The organism is Streptococcus australis (assembly GCF_015553625.1).
In the GTDB taxonomy this organism is placed as follows: Bacteria; Bacillota; Bacilli; order Lactobacillales; family Streptococcaceae; genus Streptococcus; species Streptococcus australis_B.
On the sequence record NZ_JADNGY010000008.1, the window covers coordinates 43850 to 67061 of the forward strand.

Below are 23212 nucleotides of genomic sequence, written 5' to 3' on the forward strand. Positions count from 1 at the left end.
TCGTGTCGCAAGAAATTATAGAAAATGGAGTAAAACATGTCTAAAAAATTGACTTTTCAAGAGATTATTTTGACTTTGCAACAATACTGGAATGACCAGGGTTGTATGCTCATGCAGGCTTATGATAATGAAAAGGGTGCGGGTACGATGAGTCCTTACACCTTCCTTCGCGCCATTGGTCCGGAACCATGGAATGCGGCTTATGTAGAGCCATCTCGTCGTCCAGCAGACGGTCGTTACGGGGAAAATCCAAACCGTCTTTACCAACACCACCAATTCCAAGTGGTCATGAAACCATCACCATCAAACATCCAAGAACTTTACCTGGAATCATTGGAAAAATTGGGTATCAACCCATTGGAACACGATATCCGCTTCGTTGAAGATAACTGGGAAAACCCATCAACTGGATCAGCTGGTCTTGGTTGGGAAGTTTGGCTGGATGGTATGGAAATCACTCAGTTCACTTACTTCCAACAGGTCGGTGGCTTGGCAACAGGTCCTGTTACCGCTGAGGTCACTTATGGTTTGGAACGTTTGGCTTCTTACATCCAGGAAGTAGACTCGGTTTATGATATTGAGTGGGCTCCAGGTGTAAAATATGGAGAAATCTTCCTTCAACCAGAATATGAGCATTCAAAATACAGCTTTGAAGTCTCAGACCAAGATATGCTTCTTGAAAACTTTGAGAAATTTGAAAAAGAAGCAGGACGTGCCTTGGAATTGGGTCTTGTTCACCCAGCCTACGACTACGTTTTGAAATGTTCACACACCTTTAACTTACTCGACGCTCGTGGAGCTGTATCCGTTACAGAACGTGCCGGCTACATTGCCCGCATCCGTAACTTGGCTCGTGTTGTAGCCAAGACCTTCGTCGCAGAACGTAAGAAACTCGGTTACCCACTTCTTGACGAAGCCACACGCGCAAAACTCCTAGCAGAAGAGGAAGAATAAAGAGAGTGTATTAATAGAATTGGATTATAGAATAATCCTACAGAACCAGTTGCCGCAGTGATTGAGGTATCATTAGAGAAACTAATGATACCAGGCAAAATTGGAGACCTTAGGCTCCAATTTTAGCAATGAAACGACCTAGTCGGTTGCTTGCGTGCCAATCACATAAGGCAAACTGGAAAAAAGATATTTTCTGGAGAAAAAACATGACAAAAAACTTATTAGTAGAACTAGGACTTGAAGAGTTACCAGCCTACGTTGTCACACCAAGTGAAAAACAATTGGGTGAGAAAATGGCAGCCTTCTTGGATGATAACCGCCTTTCATATGAAAACATTCAAACCTTCTCAACTCCACGTCGTTTGGCCGTTCGTGTACTTGGTTTGGCTGACCAACAAACCGATTTGACCGAAGATTTTAAAGGACCTTCAAAGAAAATAGCCTTGGATGCTGATGGAAACTTCTCAAAAGCAGCGCAAGGCTTTGTCCGTGGAAAAGGCTTGACTGTAGATGACATCGAATTCCGTGAAGTTAAGGGAGAAGAATACGTTTACGTGACGAAACATGAAGCTGGAAAACCTGCCAAAGAAGTCTTGGCCGGCGTTCCAGAAGTACTTGCCTCATTGACTTTCCCTGTCAGCATGCACTGGGCTAACAACACCTTTGAATACATTCGTCCAGTTCATACCTTGATTGTCCTTTTGGGTGATGAAGCGCTTGATCTCGACTTCTTGGATATCCATTCAGGTCGTGTGAGTCGCGGACACCGTTTCCTTGGACATGAAGTGGAAATTACCAATGCGGATTCGTACGAAGAAGACCTTCGTACCGTTTACGTCATTGCAGACAGCAAAGAACGTGAAAACATGATTCGTGAGCAAATCAAAGCTATTGAAGCAGAACAAGGTGTTCAAGTCCAAATCGAAGAAGGACTTTTGAATGAAGTCTTGAACTTGGTCGAATACCCAACTGCCTTTATGGGAAGTTTCGATACTAAGTATTTGGACGTTCCAGAAGAAGTCTTGGTGACCTCAATGGAAACGCACCAACGTTACTTTGTTGTACGTGACCTTGACGGTAAGCTTAAACCAAACTTCATCTCAGTCCGTAATGGGAATGCTGAGCACTTGGAAAATGTTATCCGAGGAAATGAAAAAGTCTTGGTGGCGCGTCTCGAAGATGGTGAATTCTTCTGGCGTGAAGACCAAAAACTCAAGATTGAAGACCTGGTTGCTAAATTGGCACACGTGACTTTCCATGAAAAAATCGGTTCTCTTTCAGAACACATGGCCCGTGCTGGTGTCATTGCGGCTTCCTTGGCTGAGCAAGCTGGCTTGACTGCTGAAGAAAGAGCAGCCGTAGCTCGTGCAGCAGAGATCTACAAATTTGACCTCTTGACTGGTATGGTTGGAGAGTTTGATGAATTGCAAGGAATCATGGGTGAAAAATACGCCCTCCTTGCTGGTGAAGATGCTGCAGTAGCGACAGCTATCCGTGAGCACTATCTTCCTGATTCAGCAGACGGAGCCCTTCCTGAAACCAAGGTTGGTGCCATCCTTGCTCTTGCGGATAAATTGGATACCCTTCTTTCCTTCTTCTCAGTCGGTTTGATTCCGTCTGGTTCCAATGACCCTTATGCGCTTCGCCGTGCAACACAAGGGATTGTTCGTATCTTGGATGCCTTTGGTTGGAACATCCCGATGGATGAGTTAATCGATAGTCTTTACGGACTTTCATTCGATAGTCTTTCGTATGCCAATCAAGCAGAAGTGCTCAACTTCATCAAGGCGCGTGTAGACAAGATGATGGGACGCACATCTAAAGACATCAAAGAAGCTGTACTTGCTGGTTCAAACTTCGTGGTAGCGGATATGCTGGAAGCGGCTGAAGCTCTTTCAGAAGCTGCTAAGACTGATGGTTATAAGGCAGCTGTTGAGTCACTCTCTCGTGCCTTCAACTTGGCAGAAAAAGCAGATGCTTCAGTAGCGGTCGATGCTAGTCTCTTTGAAAATGATCAAGAAAAAGCCTTGGCTCAAGCAGCAGAAAGTCTTGAATTGACAGGTTCAGCTAGCGACAAATTGGCTCAACTCTTTGCTCTCAGCCCAGTCATTGACGCTTTCTTTGACAATACCATGGTTATGGCAGAAGATGAGGCTGTTAAAAATAACCGTTTGGCTCTTCTTGCTAGTCTAGTAGCAAAAGCCAATAAAGTCGCAGCCTTTAACCAATTAAATACAAAATAATGACCTGATGACAGGTAGAAAGTAGGACTTATTATGACACCAGAAAAAATTGCTCGAATTAATGAGCTTGCCAAAAAGAAAAAAGCAGAAGGCTTGAAACCAGAAGAAGAGGTAGAACAAGCTAAACTTCGTGAAGAGTATATCGAAGGTTACAGACGCTCCGTCCGTCATCACATTGAAGGGATCAAAGTTGTGGACGAAGAAGGAAATGATGTGACACCAGAAAAACTACGTCAAGTCCAACGGGAAAAAGGCCTGCATGGCCGTAGTCTTGACGATCCCAATTCATAAATAGACAATAGAAAACTCGATCAGATGTTGAACTGATCGAGTTTTCTGGTTCTATATGGGCTACTCTGAATCCTTATTTCTATTTTTGTAGTATTTCCATTGATTTTTAAATATCCAAATGGAGACGGCAAGAACGAAGGTTGCTGTCCAAAAAATCCAAGGGACAGGAGTTCGTAGGAAAAAGTAAACTGCAATAAGATCGGCCACTAGCAGGCCAAGGAGAAGGTATTTCTTATCTTTCATAGAGTTATTGTATCACAATTTACTTCTCTAGGTCTATTGGTTGATAGGATGAGGTTTTTAAAGAATAGGAACTTATTATCCTGAAACGGTGTGTGGATAGAGGAAGGAATCTCAAGTGCATCCTGGTCAGATTTGTGGTAAAATAGATAAGATATGAGTAAAGAATTTCATCATGTAACGGTCTTGCTCCATGAAACGATTGATATGCTGGATGTAAAGCCAGATGGAATCTATGTGGATGCCACATTAGGTGGAGCCGGCCATAGCGAATATTTATTAAGTCAATTAAGTGAAAAAGGACATTTATATGCCTTTGACCAGGATCAGCATGCGATTGATAATGCGGAGAAACGATTGGCTCCTTACGTTGAAAAAGGCATGGTAACCTTCATCAAAGACAATTTCCGGAATCTTCAAGCGCGTCTCCAAGAATTGGGAGTCAGTGAAATTGATGGCATTTGTTATGACTTGGGAGTCTCTAGTCCTCAGTTAGATGAGCGGTCTCGTGGTTTTTCTTATAAAAAAGACGCTCCCTTGGACATGCGGATGAATCAAGACGCTTCTTTGACAGCTTATGAAGTAGTCAATACCTATGATTACCATGATTTGGTTCGCATCTTTTTCAAGTATGGGGAAGATAAATTCTCCAAACAAATTGCTAGAAAGATCGAACAGGCGCGTGCGATAAAACCGATTGAAACGACGACAGAATTAGCAGAGATTATTAAGTTGGCAAAACCAGCCAAGGAACTCAAGAAAAAGGGGCATCCAGCCAAACAAATTTTTCAGGCTATTCGGATCGAAGTCAATGATGAATTGGGAGCGGCTGATGAATCAATCCAGCAGGCTATGGATTTGTTGGCAGTTGGTGGTCGTATTTCAGTCATTACCTTTCATTCCTTGGAAGATCGTTTGACCAAGCAATTGTTTAAAGAAGCTTCTACAGTAGATGTACCGAAGGGCTTGCCCTTCATCCCAGAGGACTTAAAACCAAAAATGGAATTAGTTTCTCGAAAACCGATTCTTCCAAGCCAAGAAGAGTTAGAAAATAACAACCGGGCTCATTCTGCAAAATTGCGGGTTGCTCAAAAAATTCATAAGTAAGAGGAAATGAACATGGCAGATCAACAATTACGATCTCGTGGCAGTCAATTGCAAGATCGTATTCGTCGCTTTACCAGAGTAGAGAAAGCCTTTTATGGCTCGATTGTCCTAACAGGGATTATCCTCGCTGTCAGTATTATTTTTATGCAGACGCGGATTCTACAAGTGCAAAGTGATTTGACAAACCTCAATACGGAACTAAAAACAAAAGAGACTGAACTAGAAGATATCCGGCAAGAAGTCAATGAGTTGACTCGATATGAACGCTTGTCTAAGTTAGCTAGTTCTCAGGGGATGACCCTCCAAAAAGAAAATCGAAAAGTGGTGAGTTCAAGTAGCGATGAGTAAATTAAAAAAGAAAATCATTCGTTATTCCCTTAAAAAAAGGAAACTTCCAGACCAAAATCGTCGGCAAGTAGCTAAGAATTTAAGTTTGCTTTCCATTCTTGTTTTCTTCATTTTTCTTATTAATTTTGCAGTTATTATAGGCACAGATAGCAAATTTGGAAAAAATTTATCTGAGTTATCGCATCAGGTCCATCAGAAAACTGAGATTGTTCCAGCCAAACGAGGAACAATTTATGATCGAAATGGAGCTGTCATTGCTGAAGATGCGACGACTTATAATGTTTATGCTATCATCGACAAAACTTATAAATCAGCAAAAGGTGAAGTTTTATACGTTGAAGAAAGCCAATACAACCAAGTAGCGGACGTTTTTAATCGTTATTTGGGGATGGAAAAAGATTATGTCGTCCAACAACTGTCTCAAAAGAAGCTCAACCAAGTTTCTTTTGGTGCGGCGGGGAACGATATCAGCTATAGCAATATGGATGCTATCCGGAGTGAACTAGAAGCTGCCAACATTAAAGGTGTTGATTTTACGACGAGTCCAAATCGGAGTTATAAAAATGGGACCTTTGCCTCTCAATTTATCGGTCAAGCTCAATTGGTAGAAGATAAAGAGGGCAATAAAACCCTACAGGGAACAACGGGAATAGAAAAATCCTTGGATCGTATTTTGGGTGGTCAGGATGGAGTTGTGACCTATGAAAAGGATCGTAACGGAAATATTGTGCCGGGATCAGACAAGGTTGCCGTGAAGACAGAAGATGGAAAGGATGTTTATACAACCATTTCTGCGGAACTGCAAACCTATCTCGAAACCAGAATGGATGTATTCCAAGAAAAGGTAAAAGGCAAATTTGTCAGTGCGACCCTAGTGAGTGCCAAAACAGGCGAAATCCTTGCAACGACGCAACGGCCAACCTTTAATGCAGATACCAAAGAAGGTCTGGATATCAAGAATTTGAGAACTTGGAATACGATTCTTTACCAGGACCAGTACGAACCAGGTTCGACTATGAAGGTCATGACCTTGGCTGCAGCGATTGATCATGGGACTTTCCCAGCCTATAATGAGGTATATTACAATAACGAGCTACAAGTAAAAGATGCGATCATCAAAGACTGGGAAATCAATATGGGCTTGTCAGAAGGTCGCTATATGAATATTGCCCAAGGTTTCGCCTATTCAAGTAACATTGGGATGACCAAGCTTGAACAGAAGATGGGTAATAATGTTTGGATGAATTACCTCACTCTCTTTAAATTTGGACTTCCTACTCGGTTTGGTATGGGAGACGAAAGTTTTGGAGGCTTGCCAGGTGATAACTATGTCACTCAAGCCATGTCTTCTTTTGGTCAGGGGATATCCGTTACTCAAACGCAGATGTTGCGAGCATTCTCTGCCATTGCCAATGATGGGGAAATGTTAGAGCCTAAATTTATCAGTGCGATCTACGACGGCAAGCATGAATCCGCTCGTAAATCACAAAGAGAGGTCGTCGGCAATCCAGTTTCTGCTTCAGCTGCTCAGCAGACTCGTAATTACATGATTACGGTAGGGACCGATCCTCAATTCGGTACTCTCTACTCGTCGGATGGTCCTATTATTCAAGTAGCTGGACAAAATGTTGCTGTCAAATCAGGGACGGCCCAAATTGCAACAGCTAATGGATATTTGGAAGGCGAAAATGACAATATCAACTCGATTGTTGTCATGACACCGGCTGAAGATCCAGATTTCATTATGTATGTGACGGTTCAACAGCCTGAAGTCAGCTTTAGTCCAAAGAGTTGGCAAGAACTGGTTAATCCAGTCCTAGAAGATGCGGTTGCTTTGAAGGATGAATTGAATCTGGTATCAGAAACCAAGGCCTTAGATGGGGTCACGAAAGAGGATACCTATAAGATGCCGTCGGCAGAATCCTTGTCGAAAGAATTGAAGTTGAAGCAGACCATCAGTCCAGGTGGCTTCGCAGATGAACTGCGTCGCAATCTGATCCAGCCTGTCGTCCTAGGAACTGGAAAAAATATTAAAAAGATGTCAGTTTCAGCAGGAACAAAATTAAAGGCAAATGAGCAAGTATTATTGTTGACAGATGATTTGGATTCAGTTCCTGATATGTATGGCTGGACCAAGGAAAATGTTGATAAATTTGCGGAATGGACGGGCATTGAGGTCACCTATAAAGGGGAAGGTTCTCGTGTGAGCAAACAAAACGTCAAAGTAGAAACTGCTTTAAAGAAGACGAAGAAAATAACAATTACATTAGGAGATTGATATGTTACTTGCTACCCTAGTAGTATCCTTTATACTGACGGTTATTGGCATTCCTGCCTTTATCCGTTTCTATCAACGGGCCCATATTTCGGGGCAACAAATGCACGAAGATGTGAAGCAACACAAAGCCAAGGCGGGCACTCCTACTATGGGGGGAGTGGTCTTCTTGATCACTTCAGTCTTTGTCACCCTTGTTTTTAGCTTTTTAACTGGGAACTTTACGCGACCTGTTCAATTAATTCTCTTTATTTTGGTCTTGTATGGAATCGTCGGTTTCTTAGATGACTTCTTAAAAGTTTTTCGTAAGATTAATGAAGGGCTGAATCCCAAGCAAAAATTAGCCCTGCAATTGTTGGGAGGGATCATTTTCTATCTCTTCTCTGAACGCCATGGAGCTGGTAGTCTTCTCAATGTCTTTGGTTGGGATGTCTATTTGGGACATTTCTATATTGTCTTTGCCTTGTTCTGGTTGGTTGGTTTTTCAAATGCAGTCAACTTAACGGACGGGATTGATGGCTTGGCAAGTATTTCGGTAACCATCAGCTTGATCGCTTATTCCATCATCGCTGTTTGGCAAAGACGAATCGATATCCTTTTTGTAACGATTAGTATGATTGGAGCTCTATTAGGTTTCTTCGTCTACAACCACAAGCCGGCCAAGATTTTCATGGGAGATGTTGGAAGCCTAGCCCTAGGTGGGATGCTTGCGACTCTATCCATGGCTCTCCACGTAGAGTGGACCTTGCTCTTGATTGGGATTGTCTACGTCTTTGAGACTAGCTCTGTCATGCTCCAGGTGTCCTATTTCAAATGGACGAAAAAACGGACAGGGGAAGGACGCCGGATCTTCCGCATGACGCCTTTCCATCACCATTTAGAATTAGGTGGTCTGTCAGGTAATGGACCTAAATGGTCTGAGTGGAAGGTCGATGCCTTTCTCTGGAGTGTTGGTGCAGGAATGAGCGCCTTGACCCTCTTGATCTACTATTTGATCAATTCATAAGCCATGAATCATAAAAGGTTGGGATTGCTATCTCAGCCTTTTTCGCTGGCTAGGAATTGCTGTCCAAAAGAAGAGCGGGAAGAGGAGTTTTTTGATATAATAGTGGAGATGATGAAAGGATAAGAGAATGAAATTTACAGATTTTAAGTTTAAGGACTATATCCAAGAGGCCTTAAAAGAGATTAATTTTATCGAAGCAACAGAAGTTCAAGAAAAGCTGATCCCGATTGTTTTAGCAGGCCGTGATCTGGTCGGTGAATCTAAAACAGGATCAGGGAAGACCCATACTTTCCTCTTACCAATTTTTCAAACCTTAAATGAGGATAGTAGCAATGTCGAAGTGGTCATTACAGCGCCTAGTCGGGAATTGGCCACACAGATTTACCAAGCGGCTCGTCAGATTGCTAGCCATTGTGAAAAAGAAATTCGGATTGCCAACTACGTTGGGGGAACTGATAAGGCTCGTCAAATCGATAAGCTCCAAGTAGCCCAACCCCATATTGTCATTGGGACACCTGGACGGATCTATGATTTGGTCGCTTCTGGAGACTTGGCTATTCATAAGGCTCACACTTTTGTGGTTGATGAGGCGGATATGACTCTCGATATGGGCTTTTTGACGACGGTAGACAAGATTGCATCCAGTCTTCCAAAGAAGCTTCAGTTTTTAGTCTTCTCAGCAACGATTCCACAAAAGTTACAACCCTTCTTGAAGAAATATTTGTCTAACCCTGTCATGGAGCAGATCAAAACCAAAACGGTAATCTCGGACACCATTGATAACTGGTTGGTATCGACAAAGGGGCGTGACAAAAACGAGCAGATTTATCAACTGACGCAGGCTCTTCAACCTTATCTGGCTATGATCTTTGTAAATACCAAGGACAGAGCGGACGATTTGCATGCTTTTCTAGTAGAGAAGGGGCTCAAGGTCGCTAAAATCCATGGGGGGGTTCCTCCACGGGAGCGCAAGCGAATCATGAACCAAGTTAAAAATCTGGATTTTGAATATATCGTGGCAACGGACTTGGCAGCGCGTGGGATTGATATCGAAGGGGTCAGTCATGTCATCAACGATGCTATTCCACAAGACTTATCCTTCTTTGTTCACCGCGTTGGCCGGACTGGTCGGAATGGTCTTCCTGGTACAGCCATCACCCTCTATCAACCGAGTGATGACTCAGACATTCGGGAGCTTGAAAAATTGGGGATCCAGTTTGTCCCTAAGGTCTTGAAGGCTGGAACTATCGAAGATACCTATGACCGGGACCGTCGGGCTAATCGTGAAAAACGCCAAGAAAAACTCGACATTGAGATGATCGGCTTGGTCAAGAAGAAAAAGAAAAAAATCAAACCAGGCTACAAGAAAAAAATCAAATGGGCTGTGGACGAGAAACGTCGCAAAGCCAAGCGAGCTGAGAATCGTGCTCGAGGTCGAGCAGAAAGAAAGGCGAAACGCCAAACCTTTTAGTGATAAAGAAATTTAAAGATTTCCATAAAAATTAACTATTTGGTCGCTGATTTATTTTGTGACAGACTATCTATAGATAGTCTATTTTTTTGCTCTTAGGGGAGATGCTTGCTTGTTATCACATCAGACCTGAAGCATGATTTACGAACGATCAGTAGCAAAACTCAGCATTTTAACTGTAAATATGATAGAATGATTCATTATCGAGGGAGGAAGTAACGAAGATGTTTACAACTACTTATCTGGCATCTGGCTGGTACGAAGAGTTTTTAAAATGGATACCAGAAGGAGAAATCTTTAACCTACGCGTCGTTTTTGAAGCTATTCCCGGAATTTTAAAAGAGCTTCCAAATACGATTTTGTTAACCTTGGCAGGAGCCTTTTTTGGTTTATTGCTAGCCCTATTGTTTGCCATTGTCAAAATCAATCGGGTAAAAATCCTCTACCCGATCCAAGCCTTGTTTGTGAGTTTTTTAAGAGGGACACCAATTTTGGTCCAGTTGATGCTGACCTACTATGGAATCCCGCTCCTATTGAAGGCCATTAACCAACAATATGGGACAGCCTTTAATATCAACGATGTGCCAGCCCATTTATTTGTCATTGTAGCCTTTGCCTTCAATGAGGCAGCCTATGCCAGTGAGACCATTCGGGCAGCAATTTTATCTGTTGATGCGGGTGAAATCGAAGCAGCGAAGAGTCTCGGCATGACCAATGCTCAAGTTTATCGTCGGATTATTATTCCAAATGCAGCCGTGGTTGCGACTCCGACCTTGATCAACTCTTTGATTGGTTTGACCAAGGGGACTTCCCTGGCCTTTTATGCAGGTGTTTTGGAAATCTTTGCCCAAGCCAAGATTATGTCGGGGAATGACAGTCGCTACTTCGAGCGCTTTATCTCTGTTTCATTGATCTACTGGGCCATTAATATTTTGATTGAACAATTGGGACGTTGGATCGAACAGGTACTCGCTATCAAAGATCCAAAAGTTGTTACCCAAACCTTGCAAGAGGAGGAACGAGCAGCATGATTCGGATTTCACAATTATCAAAATCTTTTTCCGGTCAAGTGGTCCTAGACCATCTCGATTTGGAAGTTCAAAAAGGGGAAGTCGTTGCTTTGATCGGTTCTTCTGGAGCTGGGAAATCAACCTTCTTGAGAAGCTTGAACTATTTGGAAGCACCAGATAGTGGTAGCATTGAGATCAATGGGGAAAAGGTAGACTTTGAAACCATCAGTAAGGACGAGATCCTGACCCTTCGAAGAAAGCTAGCTATGGTCTTTCAACAGTTTAATCTTTTCAGTCGCAAGACTGCTTTGGACAATGTCAAGGAAGGACTGATCGTCGTCAAAGGCTTATCCGACCAGGAAGCGACCAAGATTGCCAAAGAAGAACTCGCAAAAGTCGGTCTGTCGGACCGCGAAACCCATTACCCTCGTCATTTGTCCGGAGGGCAGAAACAACGGGTAGCCTTGGCGCGTGCCCTAGCCATGAAGCCGGAAGTCCTCTTGTTGGATGAGCCAACTTCAGCCCTTGATCCGGAATTGGTCGGAGAGGTAGAAAAAGCCATCGCAGCAGCAGCTCAGGCAGGTCAAACCATGATTTTGGTCAGTCATGACATGAGCTTTGTTTCCCAGGTGGCGGACAAGGTCTTGTTCCTTGATAAGGGAAAAATTATTGAATCTGGGACTCCAGAAGAGATTATGAATGCTCCTAAAGAAGAGCGGACAAAAGAATTCTTTGCTAGTTACAAACGAACGTTTGTTTGATATAATATATAAGAGCTCGAGTCTGGAACGCGATGTTTCAGACTCGGATTTTTCTTTGAGTAGGTGCCTCAGGAGAAGATGATGATTAGTAGTCTACTTTTCCGCATAGATAGGTATTTCAAGTTGACCAACGGTGAACGAAACGAAGCGGCATCTCGTCCCCTCATTCCAAGTTTGGATACTAAGGAGATCTTATGTTAAACCAATTGCTATCTCTCTATATCGAGAGCTTAATCATCACTTCAGTTGGGGTGTTGGTTGCTTCAGCTGTTTGGATAGGCTTGCGAGTAGCTCGTAAGACGGATAAAACAGCTAAGGAACGCCAGTTACACCTCTATGATATTTTATTAATTGATATTATGACAATTCCAGTCCTTACCTTTGCAGTCATTGGAGTTCTGTTTATTCTTCGAGCAAGATAATTGCAAAATGATTGAATTGGAGTTAGAATCAAGATAGTTACAACAAAAGGAGAAGCTTATGTATGATACACTGATTATCGGCGCAGGACCTGCGGGAATGACCGCAGCCTTGTATGCAGCCCGCAGCAATCTCAAGGTTGCCTTGTTAGAAGCAGGAATTCCTGGCGGACAGATGAACAACACGTCTGACATTGAAAATTATCCAGGCTATGCCAACATCAGTGGTCCTGAATTGGCTGAAAAGATGTTCGAACCTCTAGAAGCTTTAGGAGTGGAACACTTGTTCGGCAGAGCTGAAAACATTGTGGATCAAGGAAACTACAAGGAGATTACGACAGATGATGGTCTCCTTCAAGCCAAGACCGTTATTATTGCGACTGGTTCTAACCATCGCTTGTTGGGAGTTCCAGGTGAAGAAGAATTAAATAGTCGTGGGGTTTCTTATTGCGCTGTCTGTGATGGCGCCTTCTTCCGAGATGAAGACCTCATGGTTGTTGGTGGAGGAGATTCTGCGGTTGAAGAGGCAATCTTCCTGACTCAGTTTGCTAAGTCTGTTACCATTGTTCATCGACGCGATGCCCTACGTGCCCAAAAAGTTCTTCAAGACCGAGCTTTTGCCAATGAAAAGATTCACTTTGCTTGGAATACAGTGGTCGAAGAGATCAAAGGGGACAACCGTGTGACCAGTCTGGTCTTAAAAGATGTTCAAACTGGTGAGGTTCGCGAGCAAGCAGCTGGTGGTGTCTTTATCTATGTGGGCTTGGATCCTGTCAGTGACTTTGCCAAAGACCTCGGTATTCTAGACGATCAAGGTTGGGTGATCACTGATGATCATATGAAGACCTCCGTGCCGGGTGTCTTTGCGGTTGGAGATGTCCGCCAAAAAGATCTTCGTCAGGTCACTACAGCTGTTGGGGATGGCGCTGTCGCCGGTCAAGAAGCTTATAAATATATTACTGAACACGAAGAATAAGAAAGAAGAAAGGGATGTTCGTCTGATGGAAAGAGGCGAAGATCCCTTCTTTTTTACGATAAAAATGAGTCTTAGCCCGGATTAAAGTCATGTGGTCCTGCTTAAAATGTGCTATAATGTGTTTAAAATTATTTTGGACTGTGCCAGTTGACAGAGCGTGACTGGTGCCATGACGTAAAAAAAGAAGAGGGATCAAACATGTACCCAGATGATAGTTTAACTCTCCATACGGATTTGTATCAAATCAATATGATGCAGGTTTACTTTGAGCAAGGCATCCATAATAAAAAGGCGGTCTTCGAAGCCTATTTCCGCCAGCAACCTTTTAAAAATGGCTATGCCGTCTTTGCAGGTCTTGAGCGCATTGTCAACTATTTGAAGAATCTACGTTTTTCAGAGTCGGATATTGCCTACTTAGAATCTTTGGGCTACGAAGGAGCCTTCCTGGATTACTTGAAAAATTTTAAAATGGAATTGACCGTTCGTTCTGCCAAAGAAGGGGACCTGGTCTTTGCCAATGAGCCGATTGTTCAAGTAGAAGGACCGCTAGCCCAGTGTCAATTGGTCGAAACGGCCCTCCTCAATATTGTCAATTTCCAAACCTTGATTGCTACAAAAGCGGCTCGGATCAAGTCTGTGATCGAAGACGAACCTTTGATGGAGTTCGGAACTCGTAGGGCACAAGAAATGGATGCGGCTATCTGGGGAACCCGTGCAGCCGTTATTGGAGGCGCTAGCGGGACCAGTAACGTACGTGCAGGAAAACTCTTTGACATCCCTGTCCTTGGGACCCATGCCCATGCCTTGGTGCAGGTCTATGGCGATGATTATAAATCCTTCAAGGCCTATGCTGAGACCCATCGCAACTGTGTCTTCCTGGTGGATACATATGATACGTTACGCATCGGAGTTCCAGCTGCGATTCAGGTGGCGCGTGAGATGGGCGATCGTATCAACTTCCTAGGAGTGCGGATTGACTCTGGAGATATTGCCTACATCTCGAAAAAGGTTCGCCAGCAGTTGGATGAAGCTGGTTTCACAAAAGCGAAGATCTATGCTTCAAATGATTTGGATGAGAACACCATCCTCAACTTGAAGATGCAAAAGGCTAAGATTGATGTCTGGGGTGTCGGAACCAAGTTGATCACAGCTTATGACCAACCAGCCCTCGGAGCAGTCTATAAGATTGTTGCTATCGAAGACGACAATGGTCAAATGCGAAATACCATCAAGCTGTCTAACAATGCTGAAAAAGTTTCAACCCCAGGGAAGAAGCAAGTTTGGCGTATTACCAGTCGGGAAAAAGGCAAATCTGAAGGGGATTACATCACTTACGATGGAGTAGATGTCAATGAACTGACAGAAATCAAAATGTTCCATCCGACCTACACCTATATCAAGAAGACGGTTCGTGATTTTGATGCCATCCCGCTCTTGGTCGATATTTTCAAGGATGGAAAACAGGTCTACGAATTGCCAACCTTGATGGATATCCAAGCCTATGCTCGGAAGGAATTTGACAAGCTCTGGGATGAGTACAAACGTGTCCTCAATCCACAACATTATCCCGTGGACTTGGCCAAGGATGTTTGGCAAGATAAGATGGACCTCATTGATCAGATGCGTCAGAAAGCCTTGGGAGGTGAAGAAGAATGAGCCTACAAGAAGACATTATTGCCCAATTAGGGGTCAAACCAGTCATTGATCCTCAAGAAGAGATTCGCCGGTCGATTGATTTTTTGAAGGATTACTTGCAAAAACATCCTTTTCTAAAGACCTTTGTCTTAGGAATTTCAGGAGGTCAGGACTCGACCCTAGCGGGTCGCCTGGCTCAATTAGCCATGGAGGAAATGCGGGCAGAGACTGGAGATGCCAGTTATCAGTTTGTTGCAGTTCGCTTGCCCTACGGTGTCCAAGCGGATGAAGCAGATGCCCAAAAGGCCTTGGCCTTCATCCAGCCAGACGTCAGCCTGGTCGTGAACATCAAGGAATCGGTCGATGCCATGGAGCGTGCTGTCGAAGCGACAGGAACGGATGTCTCAGACTTTAACAAGGGCAATATCAAGGCCCGGAGTCGGATGATTGCTCAGTATGCTTTAGCGGGTGCCTATAGCGGAGCCGTCATTGGGACAGACCATGCAGCCGAAAACATCACTGGATTCTTTACCAAGTTTGGAGACGGTGGAGCCGATATTCTGCCTCTCTACCGCCTTAACAAGCGCCAAGGCAAGCAGTTGCTTCAGGCGCTGGGAGCTGATCCTGCCTTGTATGAAAAGGTACCGATTGCGGATTTGGAAGAGGAGAAGCCAGGTATCGCTGACGAAGTAGCTCTTGGGGTGACCTATGCAGAAATTGATGACTACCTAGAAGGAAAATCAGTTAGCCCGGAAGCTCAAGCAACCATTGAAAACTGGTGGCACAAAGGCCAACACAAACGCCATCTACCGATTACGGTATTTGATACCTTCTGGCGTTGATAGGTAAGAAAAGTCGACAGATAAAGTGACCAGATAGGTCAAAAAACAAGCCTAGAGAAGATCGAGTTGATCTTCTCTTTTTTCTTTACTCTTATTTCAAAAGCTAGCAGAGGGATTGTCTAGCTATGAGAGAAGATTAGAATAACGCTAGTTAGTAAATAGTTTGATATCGAGGAACAAATCCGGTATGATAAGAGTAATGATTCTTGTTGCTTAGGAATGGAATAAAAGGAGTGAGTCTAAGAGAGTGCTCCTATAAAAATATGAGACTGGAGTTACTTTTAAGTCGGTCTTTTAGACGAAATGAGGTAAAGGGATGTCAAAAGAAAAATATCTTCAACTAAAAAAAGAATTGAAGATTCGATTTATGCTGAATATACTGATTGCTTTAATAGCTACTGTGTTTTATATCCAGATGGTAGTCAACCATTCTCGCTATATGGTCTATGTACTGATTGGCATTGGTGCTCTTTCTCTGATGAATCAGTTTCTTATTTTACCTGTTTACAATGCGAAAAAAGAGGCGGAGCTTGAACACCCTGAGTGGAAGACTTTACCAACAAAGGGAGTAGAAATTCCTCAGGAAGAAGCTGGGAAACGGAATATGATCGCCCTTTTAGCTCTGGCTCTTGTAGTTGTTGGATTTCATTTTTTTTACCATCCTATCTTAAAAATGGATACGGAATCAAATCTTATCGAAGATAGCAGAGATGTTGAATCAGTTTTAGAGCATCGAACAGAAGAGCCTGAAGAATACGAATCCTCTTCAGGGCTTGAGAAAGAAGAGGAGGGTAGTCGAGATGACCAGGAAAATAGTGGGTCTAATGAAGGTTCTACGGAGTCAAGCCTAGATATCGATAAGGCGTATGATTTTGCCGAAAAAGCTCAGCAGGAAAATTGGCTAAGAGGCGGAGAATAACCATTTGATTAAAGAGGTGTCTGCGAAGATAGCTACAGAAGCCATGATTCTATATTCTGTCCCAGAGGAAGTGACAATTTAAAGGGGATGCATGATTCGTTATTAGAGTAAACCAGGTGGCATTTGCCCATAAGAGGAAAAATGATGAAAAGAGATACTATTTTTATTGAAGTGAAAATTAATGAACTCATTAAATTTAATGAAATGATGATTAAGGAATGGTTACAAGAGTTAGACCAACTTAACCAAGGAATTAATCCTTATAAACGTCCAATTGAAGAAGTTATTAGGCTAACTAAAGAAGATATTTCTATTTATCAAGAAAAGAAAATGATAGCTACCTATACAGCAGGTTATCCTATTGAAGATTTTAAGGAGGAATACATTAATTTTGTTAATAGCCTTCTTCCAGTTTGGCAGAGCAATTCTGGCTATCTCCAAATGATTCGGGCTCTTTCTATTGGGATTCTGTTAGATATTGAGGAGGGGATTTTTGATCGGTTAGTAGACTTAGTCAAAAAGGATGATCCAGAGGATTATTTGATAGATTACTTGATTCAATCACGTCATCCAAAGTGGACGATTCGGATAAACTATAATTTCCCAAGACCCTATGGGTTTACTAGAAAAATCATTGAAGAAGATAATTCTAATCAAGCTCTCAAGTTGCTCAAAGAATATGTAACTAAGAAATGGTATCCTGGACATCGGGATACTAGTTGGTATGACTTGCATAAAGAGAATATTGATAATTATTATGGTTACTGGTCTTTTGAGTCGGGGGCTCTCTGCAAGCTTAAGGGCTTGGATTATAAGGAATTAGAAGGACTTCCATATTTTCCTTATGATTTGGTTGCGGAAAAATAGCTGTGAGATGAACTCTAAGTTTGACACTTCTGGCGTTGATAGGAAAGAAAAGTCGGTTGAGCCGACTTTTTTAAAACAGGATAGGAGGAAAGAGGATGAGAAAATTGGGTACTATTGAATTGGGGACCAAGCGTTTAATACTAAGACGCTTTGTTGTAGAGGATGCAAAGGCAATGTTTGAAAATTGGGCGTCTGATACAGATAATCTTAAATATGTGACTTGGGATCCCCATCCAAATCCTCAAGTGACTCAAGCTTCAATTGAGAGATGGCTCCTTCATTACCAAGAGGAAAACACCTACAAATGGGCGATTTGCAAGAAAGATGATCCCTCACAAGTGATAGGTGATATCAGCGTCGTTTCTCAGGATCCACAAAAAGAACTGTGTGAAGTCGGCTATATTCTAGGGAAGAACTTCTGGGGTCAAGGTCTGATGACAGAAGCCCTCCAGGCTGTTTTACACTTTTTGTTGGTAGAGGTGGGATTCAAGGAAGTTCAGGCCAAGTATGTCAGTTTGAACCCTGCTTCGGGACGGGTAATGGCAAAAGCTGGAATGCAATATCTTGAAACTCTCCCAAATGCTGTTGCCAGAAAAGGCTATGCCGGAGATCAAATAATCTACACTATCCATTCTTCTGACCTTTAAAACAATTTTTACTTGAAGATTTTGGTCAATGGTCTATAATGGTAAGTAGCTTTACAAAGGAGAATCTTATGTCAGAATTAACAAAAGAGTTTACAGATCAACTCTATGCGAATTACCAAGCAAATGTGAAATTTGCGGCTCTCGAAAATGCCATCACCCACAATGGGATTCATGCGGCTTTAGAGACACGCAAAAGTGCGGTTGAAAATACACCCGTCTTTTCTCTTGATTTGACCAAGGATAAGGTGACGGACCAGAAAGCTTCTGGTCGTTGTTGGATGTTTGCGGCTCTGAATACCTTCCGTCATAAAATGATTGCCAGCTTCCAATTAGAGGATTTTGAGTTGTCTCAAGCTCATACCTTCTTCTGGGACAAGTACGAAAAATCCAACTGGTTCTTGGAACAAATCATTGCGACAGCGGATCAGGATTTGGCCAGCCGCAAGGTGGCCTTCCTCCTTCAAACCCCTCAACAAGATGGTGGTCAATGGGATATGGTCGTTTCCCTTTTTGAAAAATATGGGGTCGTACCCAAGTCTGTCTATCCAGAATCCATCTCATCTAGCAATAGCCGGGAGCTCAATACCTACTTAAACAAATTGTTGCGTCAAGATGCGCAGATCCTGCGCGAATTGCTTGCGACTGGAGCAGATCAAGGGACGGTTCAAAGCAAGAAAGAAGAGCTCCTCCAAGAAATCTTTAATTTCTTAGCTATGTCACTGGGCTTGCCCCCTCGTACATTTAGTTTCTCTTATCGCGATAAGGACAATAACTTCCACACAGAGTCTGGCTTGACACCTCAAAGCTTTTACAAAAAATATGTAGATCTTCAGTTGGAGGATTACGTTTCTGTGATTAATGCGCCTACGGCAGACAAGCCTTATGGTCAGTCCTATACGGTTGAGATGCTGGGGAATGTGGTCGGTAGCCGTGAAGTCCGCTACCTTAATGTTCCGATGGAGCGCTTGAAAGAATTGGCCATTGCCCAAATGAAAGCTGGGGAAACTGTTTGGTTTGGATCAGATGTCGGCCAAGTTAGCAACCGGAAAGCTGGAATACTTGCGACAGATGTCTACGATTTTGAAGCGGGAATGGATATCCAGCTGACTCAAGATAAGGCAGGGCGTTTGGATTATGCGGAAAGTCTCATGACCCATGCCATGGTCTTGACTGGTGTAGATTTGGACGAAGCTGGACGTCCTCTTAAATGGAAGGTTGAAAATTCTTGGGGAGAGAAAGTCGGAACAGATGGCTACTTTGTAGCTTCTGACGCTTGGATGGACGAATACACCTACCAAATCGTCGTCCGCAAGGAACTGTTGACGGCGGAAGAATTGGCTGCTTATGAGGCAGAACCGATTGTCCTAGCTCCTTGGGATCCAATGGGGGCTTTGGCTTCTAAATAATATACATAAAAAACACGATTGTTTAAGAACAATCGTGTTTTATTAATATAGTGTGGTCTAATTAGTGATTTTGCTCATTCCCTTTAGAAGATGATTCTGTGTGTTCAGAATTCTCTTCTGAGCTAGATGAACTTGAGCTTTCTTCTGTTGATTCGCTCGTTTCTTCAGCTGTATAGCTTGGCTCATAATAGTAGTAATTGTAGTTGTTCTTACCATTATTGAGATAGAGGTAGGAACCGCTACGGTATACGCCACTTGGTTGGGTCCAGTCTTCGCTACCTGATCCGTATTGCTCATACAAATACAGCATCATTTGTTTGTAGACATCCGTCGCGACTTTGATTCCATCATCTAGGACTGGAGTCAAGCGATTGGTATATCCTGTCCATACAGCCATAGAATATTGCGTGGTGTAACCCACAAACAATTCATCAGGTGTCACAATACTTGAGTAATTGTAGTCTTTGGTCAGTTTTTTTAATTCGTTGTCGGCATAGTTAGAGGTACCTGTTTTACCAGCGTGATAAAGACCAGAGATATTTGCATTGTATCCTGTACCAGCTGTGATAACTGATTTCAACATATCTGTCATCATGTAAGCTGTGGCTTCTTTCATCACTCGCGTTCCAGAGGTATCAAAGTTCTTCGTTGTACCATCGCTAAAGACAACCCGATTCACATATTGTGGCTTGTAATAGGTACCGCCATTTGCGAAGGTTGCATAAGCAGCGGCCATCTTCTCACTGCTAGCCCCGTATTTGTTGCTAGAGTCGCTGGTATTACTTGAGATGGCATTTGCATATACCATTTCTGGATAATCGATTCCGATGCTGCTCAAGAATTTCTGAGCCTTCTTCAAACCAACTTTTTCAAGGGCCCGGACCGCAGGAACGTTACGGGATTGTTGGAGAGCATAGACCATGCTGATATTGCCATAGTATTGTCTATCCCAGTTATAAATTTGCGTATTTGTACCAGGGAAGTTGTACGGTGTATCAGGAATGGTTATTCCAGTGGAGCTATATTCTTCATGTTCAATCGCGGGAGCATAATCTGAGATAGGTTTCATTGTAGAACCCCAATCTCGGTTCGTTTCGACAGCTTGGTTGGTACCGAAGGATACATTAGATGATTGATGACGGGATCCCAACTGAGCAATGACTTTTCCGTTTGTCACGTCGATGATAGTAGAAGCAACTTGCAACTCATTATCTGGATAATTGACATATTCGTCAGAGTTGTAAATATCCCACAGACGTTTTTGAGCTGCGGTATCGACGTTGGTGTAGACATCCATACCAGTTGTCAAGACATTGTAGCCTGTTTCTTCTTCGACTTGTTGGATGACTTCTTTAAGGTAGTTATCCATATAAGCAGGATAGTTGCTTGAGCCTGTCAGACTTTGTAAACCATCTGTAACAGGTGTATTGACGGCACTTTCGTACTGTTCGTTTGTAATGGACTTCATGTCCAACATTTCTTTAAGAACCAGATTACGGCGTTGGAGTGCAGCTTCCGGATTGGTATAAGGGTCGTATTGGTTGGGTGCCTGAGGCATTCCGGCCAATAGGGCCACTTGTGGCAGAGAAAGGTCCTTCAAGTCTTTTGCATAGTAGCTACGAGCAGCTGTTTGCATTCCGTAGTTTCCGTTAGACATGTAGACTTTGTTGATGTAGTAGGTCAAAATCTCTTGTTTAGTGGCTTTTTGTTCTAATTGTGTCGCAAGCCAAGCTTCTTGGATTTTCCGAGATAGGGTTTGGTCGGACGAAGAAGTAGAGAAGTAAGTGAGCTTGATCAATTGCTGTGTAAGAGTGGATCCCCCTTGGCGACCTCCGCGGAGGTTACTGAAGAAGGCTCCTCCAATACGAATAAAGTCGACCCCTCTGTGATTGAAAAAGCGGTGGTCTTCAATCGCCACAATCGCATTGACCAAGTCGATTGGGATTTCATTTGTTTTTACGTTGATTCGTTTCTCAGCACCCAAGTCGGCAATCAGATTGTTTTGATTGTCATAGATTTTACTGGAAGTCGTTGCGATGAGGTCTTTCTCAGAAAGAGTCGGTGCTTTTGAGGCATAGTATCCAAATACCAACCCACCCAGGATAAGTAAAAGGAAAAATAAGGAAATAGCCGCAATCGCTGCATATTTTAACCACTGGATAACTGTTTGTTTGTTCATTTAATTACCGCCTAGTAGATTCTGTTCGATAATATCGAGATAAGGAACGCTTGGAAGGTGATCTGTCTCGATACGATAACCATTTTCCTGTATAAAGGTCAATGGCATAGATTTACTGCCGTGATCGATGTTGTAAAAGTCGATTAAGGAAGGAGCTGGCAGTAGATAAGTCTCATTGAGCTTTGCAAAATGCAAGAGCACAAAACAAATTCCTCCCTGTTGGACGACCGCAGCCATGTGATCAATCTGGTGCTGATGAAAGTTCTTCATCGGCATGGATTGTTTCTGCTGGGTCTCTTTTGCTTCAAAATCAATGTAGTGTCCTTTATAAACACCAGAATAGTCTGTGGTAGACGCCTGGCGAAAATAAGCTTCCACAATCTTTGCCCGACTGCGATGAGGATAGTCCACCTTTACAATCTGGATGGGTGTCGGCTTTTTATGAATCACCGCTAGCCCTCTAGAAAGGTAGTACTGATTGCTCTCATTAATCATTTTTTCAAATGTCATCCCCCGATTGGCAAAGTTTACACTTTGCTTCCTCTGGATGGGCGAAGAAGATTTCTTGCTAAGTTTGTGAGGATAGTTGACCATAATTCTCCTTATTGGTACAATTACATCACTCTATTATATCACAAAATGAAGAAGGGAGGGGAAATAATGAATAGTTTACTGATTACAGGTTACAAGGCATTTGAATTGGGAATTCTGACAGCAAAGGACCCTAGACTTCCCATTATTAAAGAGGCGATTCGCAGGGATTTAGTCCGTTTTTTGGAAGAGGGCGTCAAGTGGCTGATTTTTACGGGTAATCTAGGTTTTGAAGCCTGGGCCTTGGAGGTTGCCCAGGAATTAAAAAAAGAATACGAGATACAGTTGGCCACGATTTTTATGTTTGAAAACCAAGGAGAGAACTGGAATGAGGCCAATCAAGAACTCCTTAGTCGCTTTAAGCAGGTTGATTTTGTCAAGTATGCCTATCCCTCTTATAGCCAGCCAGGCCAATTTAAAGAATACAATACATTTTTGTTAGAAAATACAGATGGCGCTTATTTATTTTACGATCCAGAACACGAAACAAATCTCAAATATCTTTACAAAATGATGCTAGAAATGGATCAGTATCATGTCAAAAGATTAAACTTTGATGACTTAAATGAAGTAGCGGAAAAAATTTACGAAAAATAAGTGATTTACCTTGATTTTTGCTCCTCATTTTTTATATAATGATTATGATTAACTAGAACGGAGAGAATGATGGCAAGTATTATTTTTACTGCGAAAGATATTTTTGATCAAGATTTCAAAAAAGAAGTTCGTGGATTTAGTAAAGTTGAGGTAAATGAGTTTTTGGATGATGTCATCAAAGACTATGAAACCTATGCTGCCTTAGTGAAGGAATTGAAAGAAGAAAATGCTCGGCTCCGTGAAGAATTAGCGAAGAAAACGAGCCAAGCAACTCCGAGTCCATCAGTTCCTGAATCTGCTCCAAAGCATGAGTTTCCTCAGGTCACTACTACGACAAACTTCGATATTTTGAAACGCTTAAATCGTCTTGAAAAAGAAGTCTTCGGGAAACAAGTCATAGATCGTGATTTTTAAGACATAAAAGATGA

General features: G+C 42.7%; 22 protein-coding genes. 20 read left to right on the forward strand and 2 right to left on the reverse strand.

The window, feature by feature from the left end; all coding sequences use genetic code 11:
- Positions 1-36: 36 nt before the first annotated feature.
- From glyQ to pepC, 18 genes are all read left to right on the forward strand, one after another.
- A complete protein-coding gene (glyQ, locus tag I2D56_RS07795) occupies positions 37-954 on the forward strand; it encodes a glycine--tRNA ligase subunit alpha (protein ID WP_000038760.1) in 918 nt (305 codons plus the stop codon).
- A 206-nt stretch (positions 955-1160) separates the two neighbouring features.
- Positions 1161-3197: a glycine--tRNA ligase subunit beta gene (gene glyS / locus I2D56_RS07800; protein WP_195348292.1), complete on the forward strand. Its 2037-nt coding sequence runs from the start codon at positions 1161-1163 to the stop codon at positions 3195-3197.
- Positions 3198-3230: 33 nt separating this feature from the next.
- Positions 3231-3488, forward strand: a complete 258-nt coding sequence (locus tag I2D56_RS07805) for a DUF896 family protein (protein WP_195348293.1) — start codon at positions 3231-3233, stop codon at positions 3486-3488.
- A gap of 396 nt (positions 3489-3884) precedes the next feature.
- Entirely contained in the window at positions 3885-4835 is a 951-nt protein-coding gene (gene rsmH / locus I2D56_RS07810; RefSeq protein ID WP_195348294.1) for a 16S rRNA (cytosine(1402)-N(4))-methyltransferase RsmH, read from the forward strand.
- Between the two features lie 12 nt (positions 4836-4847).
- Positions 4848-5183 (forward strand): cell division protein FtsL, encoded by a 336-nt coding sequence (ftsL, locus tag I2D56_RS07815; protein ID WP_195348295.1) that lies wholly within the window; start codon positions 4848-4850, stop codon positions 5181-5183.
- Complete coding sequence (gene pbp2X / locus I2D56_RS07820) at positions 5176-7461, forward strand: penicillin-binding protein PBP2X (RefSeq protein ID WP_129270647.1); 2286 nt, start codon at positions 5176-5178, stop codon at positions 7459-7461. The genes ftsL and pbp2X overlap by 8 nt, the downstream gene beginning before the upstream one ends.
- A gap of 1 nt (position 7462) precedes the next feature.
- Positions 7463-8464, forward strand: coding sequence for a phospho-N-acetylmuramoyl-pentapeptide-transferase (gene mraY / locus I2D56_RS07825; protein WP_129270649.1), 1002 nt, complete (start codon positions 7463-7465; stop codon positions 8462-8464).
- A 127-nt stretch (positions 8465-8591) separates the two neighbouring features.
- On the forward strand, positions 8592-9935 hold the full coding sequence (locus I2D56_RS07830) for a DEAD/DEAH box helicase (RefSeq protein WP_195348296.1): 1344 nt from the start codon (positions 8592-8594) through the stop codon (positions 9933-9935).
- Positions 9936-10159: 224 nt separating this feature from the next.
- Entirely contained in the window at positions 10160-10966 is an 807-nt protein-coding gene (locus I2D56_RS07835) for an amino acid ABC transporter permease (protein WP_120701202.1), read from the forward strand.
- A complete protein-coding gene (locus tag I2D56_RS07840; RefSeq protein WP_120701201.1) occupies positions 10963-11706 on the forward strand; it encodes an amino acid ABC transporter ATP-binding protein in 744 nt (247 codons plus the stop codon). Before I2D56_RS07835 ends, I2D56_RS07840 begins: the two co-directional genes overlap by 4 nt.
- Positions 11707-11900: 194 nt before the next feature.
- Positions 11901-12128 carry a DUF4059 family protein gene (locus I2D56_RS07845; protein ID WP_120701200.1) on the forward strand — a complete coding sequence of 76 codons (228 nt, stop codon included), beginning with the start codon at positions 11901-11903 and terminating at the stop codon, positions 12126-12128.
- Between the two features lie 58 nt (positions 12129-12186).
- A complete protein-coding gene (gene trxB, locus I2D56_RS07850; protein WP_120701199.1) occupies positions 12187-13101 on the forward strand; it encodes a thioredoxin-disulfide reductase in 915 nt (304 codons plus the stop codon).
- Between the two features lie 198 nt (positions 13102-13299).
- Complete coding sequence (locus I2D56_RS07855; protein ID WP_120701198.1) at positions 13300-14757, forward strand: nicotinate phosphoribosyltransferase; 1458 nt, start codon at positions 13300-13302, stop codon at positions 14755-14757.
- Entirely contained in the window at positions 14754-15578 is an 825-nt protein-coding gene (gene nadE / locus I2D56_RS07860) for an ammonia-dependent NAD(+) synthetase (protein WP_129270655.1), read from the forward strand. Before I2D56_RS07855 ends, nadE begins: the two co-directional genes overlap by 4 nt.
- A gap of 316 nt (positions 15579-15894) precedes the next feature.
- Complete coding sequence (locus I2D56_RS07865) at positions 15895-16497, forward strand: hypothetical protein (protein WP_195348297.1); 603 nt, start codon at positions 15895-15897, stop codon at positions 16495-16497.
- Positions 16498-16641: 144 nt separating this feature from the next.
- A complete protein-coding gene (locus I2D56_RS07870) occupies positions 16642-17364 on the forward strand; it encodes a PoNe immunity protein domain-containing protein (protein ID WP_195348312.1) in 723 nt (240 codons plus the stop codon).
- A 95-nt stretch (positions 17365-17459) separates the two neighbouring features.
- On the forward strand, positions 17460-18011 hold the full coding sequence (locus tag I2D56_RS07875) for a GNAT family N-acetyltransferase (RefSeq protein WP_195348298.1): 552 nt from the start codon (positions 17460-17462) through the stop codon (positions 18009-18011).
- A 68-nt stretch (positions 18012-18079) separates the two neighbouring features.
- Positions 18080-19417, forward strand: coding sequence for an aminopeptidase C (gene pepC / locus I2D56_RS07880; protein WP_195348299.1), 1338 nt, complete (start codon positions 18080-18082; stop codon positions 19415-19417).
- 61 nt (positions 19418-19478) lie between these two features.
- Here the strand turns inward: pepC and pbp1a are convergent, their stop codons facing one another.
- Both pbp1a and recU read right to left on the reverse strand, forming a co-directional pair.
- Complete coding sequence (pbp1a, locus tag I2D56_RS07885) at positions 19479-21596, reverse strand: penicillin-binding protein PBP1A (RefSeq protein WP_195348300.1); 2118 nt, start codon at positions 21594-21596, stop codon at positions 19479-19481.
- Complete coding sequence (gene recU, locus I2D56_RS07890) at positions 21597-22190, reverse strand: Holliday junction resolvase RecU (RefSeq protein ID WP_125336196.1); 594 nt, start codon at positions 22188-22190, stop codon at positions 21597-21599.
- A gap of 66 nt (positions 22191-22256) precedes the next feature.
- Between recU and I2D56_RS07895 the strand changes: the two genes are divergently transcribed.
- Positions 22257-22784, forward strand: coding sequence for a DUF1273 domain-containing protein (locus tag I2D56_RS07895; protein ID WP_195348301.1), 528 nt, complete (start codon positions 22257-22259; stop codon positions 22782-22784).
- Between the two features lie 69 nt (positions 22785-22853).
- The gene (gpsB, locus tag I2D56_RS07900; RefSeq protein WP_195348302.1) at positions 22854-23198 is read left to right on the forward strand and encodes a cell division regulator GpsB; all 345 of its coding nucleotides are present in this window, start codon (positions 22854-22856) and stop codon (positions 23196-23198) included.
- Positions 23199-23212: the final 14 nt, after the last annotated feature.

Excerpts from the sequence above, each read along its gene's own strand:
- glyQ (WP_000038760.1), top strand. The coding sequence starts at position 37 with ATGTCTAAAAAATTGACTTTTCAAGAGATTATTTTGACTTTGCAACAA.
- glyS (WP_195348292.1), top strand. The coding sequence starts at position 1,161 with ATGACAAAAAACTTATTAGTAGAACTAGGACTTGAAGAGTTACCAGCC.
- I2D56_RS07805 (WP_195348293.1), top strand. The coding sequence starts at position 3,231 with ATGACACCAGAAAAAATTGCTCGAATTAATGAGCTTGCCAAAAAGAAA.
- rsmH (WP_195348294.1), top strand. The coding sequence starts at position 3,885 with ATGAGTAAAGAATTTCATCATGTAACGGTCTTGCTCCATGAAACGATT.
- ftsL (WP_195348295.1), top strand. The coding sequence starts at position 4,848 with ATGGCAGATCAACAATTACGATCTCGTGGCAGTCAATTGCAAGATCGT.
- pbp2X (WP_129270647.1), top strand. The coding sequence starts at position 5,176 with ATGAGTAAATTAAAAAAGAAAATCATTCGTTATTCCCTTAAAAAAAGG.
- mraY (WP_129270649.1), top strand. The coding sequence starts at position 7,463 with ATGTTACTTGCTACCCTAGTAGTATCCTTTATACTGACGGTTATTGGC.
- I2D56_RS07830 (WP_195348296.1), top strand. The coding sequence starts at position 8,592 with ATGAAATTTACAGATTTTAAGTTTAAGGACTATATCCAAGAGGCCTTA.
- I2D56_RS07835 (WP_120701202.1), top strand. The coding sequence starts at position 10,160 with ATGTTTACAACTACTTATCTGGCATCTGGCTGGTACGAAGAGTTTTTA.
- I2D56_RS07840 (WP_120701201.1), top strand. The coding sequence starts at position 10,963 with ATGATTCGGATTTCACAATTATCAAAATCTTTTTCCGGTCAAGTGGTC.
- I2D56_RS07845 (WP_120701200.1), top strand. The coding sequence starts at position 11,901 with ATGTTAAACCAATTGCTATCTCTCTATATCGAGAGCTTAATCATCACT.
- trxB (WP_120701199.1), top strand. The coding sequence starts at position 12,187 with ATGTATGATACACTGATTATCGGCGCAGGACCTGCGGGAATGACCGCA.
- I2D56_RS07855 (WP_120701198.1), top strand. The coding sequence starts at position 13,300 with ATGTACCCAGATGATAGTTTAACTCTCCATACGGATTTGTATCAAATC.
- nadE (WP_129270655.1), top strand. The coding sequence starts at position 14,754 with ATGAGCCTACAAGAAGACATTATTGCCCAATTAGGGGTCAAACCAGTC.
- I2D56_RS07865 (WP_195348297.1), top strand. The coding sequence starts at position 15,895 with ATGTCAAAAGAAAAATATCTTCAACTAAAAAAAGAATTGAAGATTCGA.
- I2D56_RS07870 (WP_195348312.1), top strand. The coding sequence starts at position 16,642 with ATGAAAAGAGATACTATTTTTATTGAAGTGAAAATTAATGAACTCATT.
- I2D56_RS07875 (WP_195348298.1), top strand. The coding sequence starts at position 17,460 with ATGAGAAAATTGGGTACTATTGAATTGGGGACCAAGCGTTTAATACTA.
- pepC (WP_195348299.1), top strand. The coding sequence starts at position 18,080 with ATGTCAGAATTAACAAAAGAGTTTACAGATCAACTCTATGCGAATTAC.
- pbp1a (WP_195348300.1), bottom strand. The coding sequence starts at position 21,596 with ATGAACAAACAAACAGTTATCCAGTGGTTAAAATATGCAGCGATTGCG.
- recU (WP_125336196.1), bottom strand. The coding sequence starts at position 22,190 with ATGGTCAACTATCCTCACAAACTTAGCAAGAAATCTTCTTCGCCCATC.
- I2D56_RS07895 (WP_195348301.1), top strand. The coding sequence starts at position 22,257 with ATGAATAGTTTACTGATTACAGGTTACAAGGCATTTGAATTGGGAATT.
- gpsB (WP_195348302.1), top strand. The coding sequence starts at position 22,854 with ATGGCAAGTATTATTTTTACTGCGAAAGATATTTTTGATCAAGATTTC.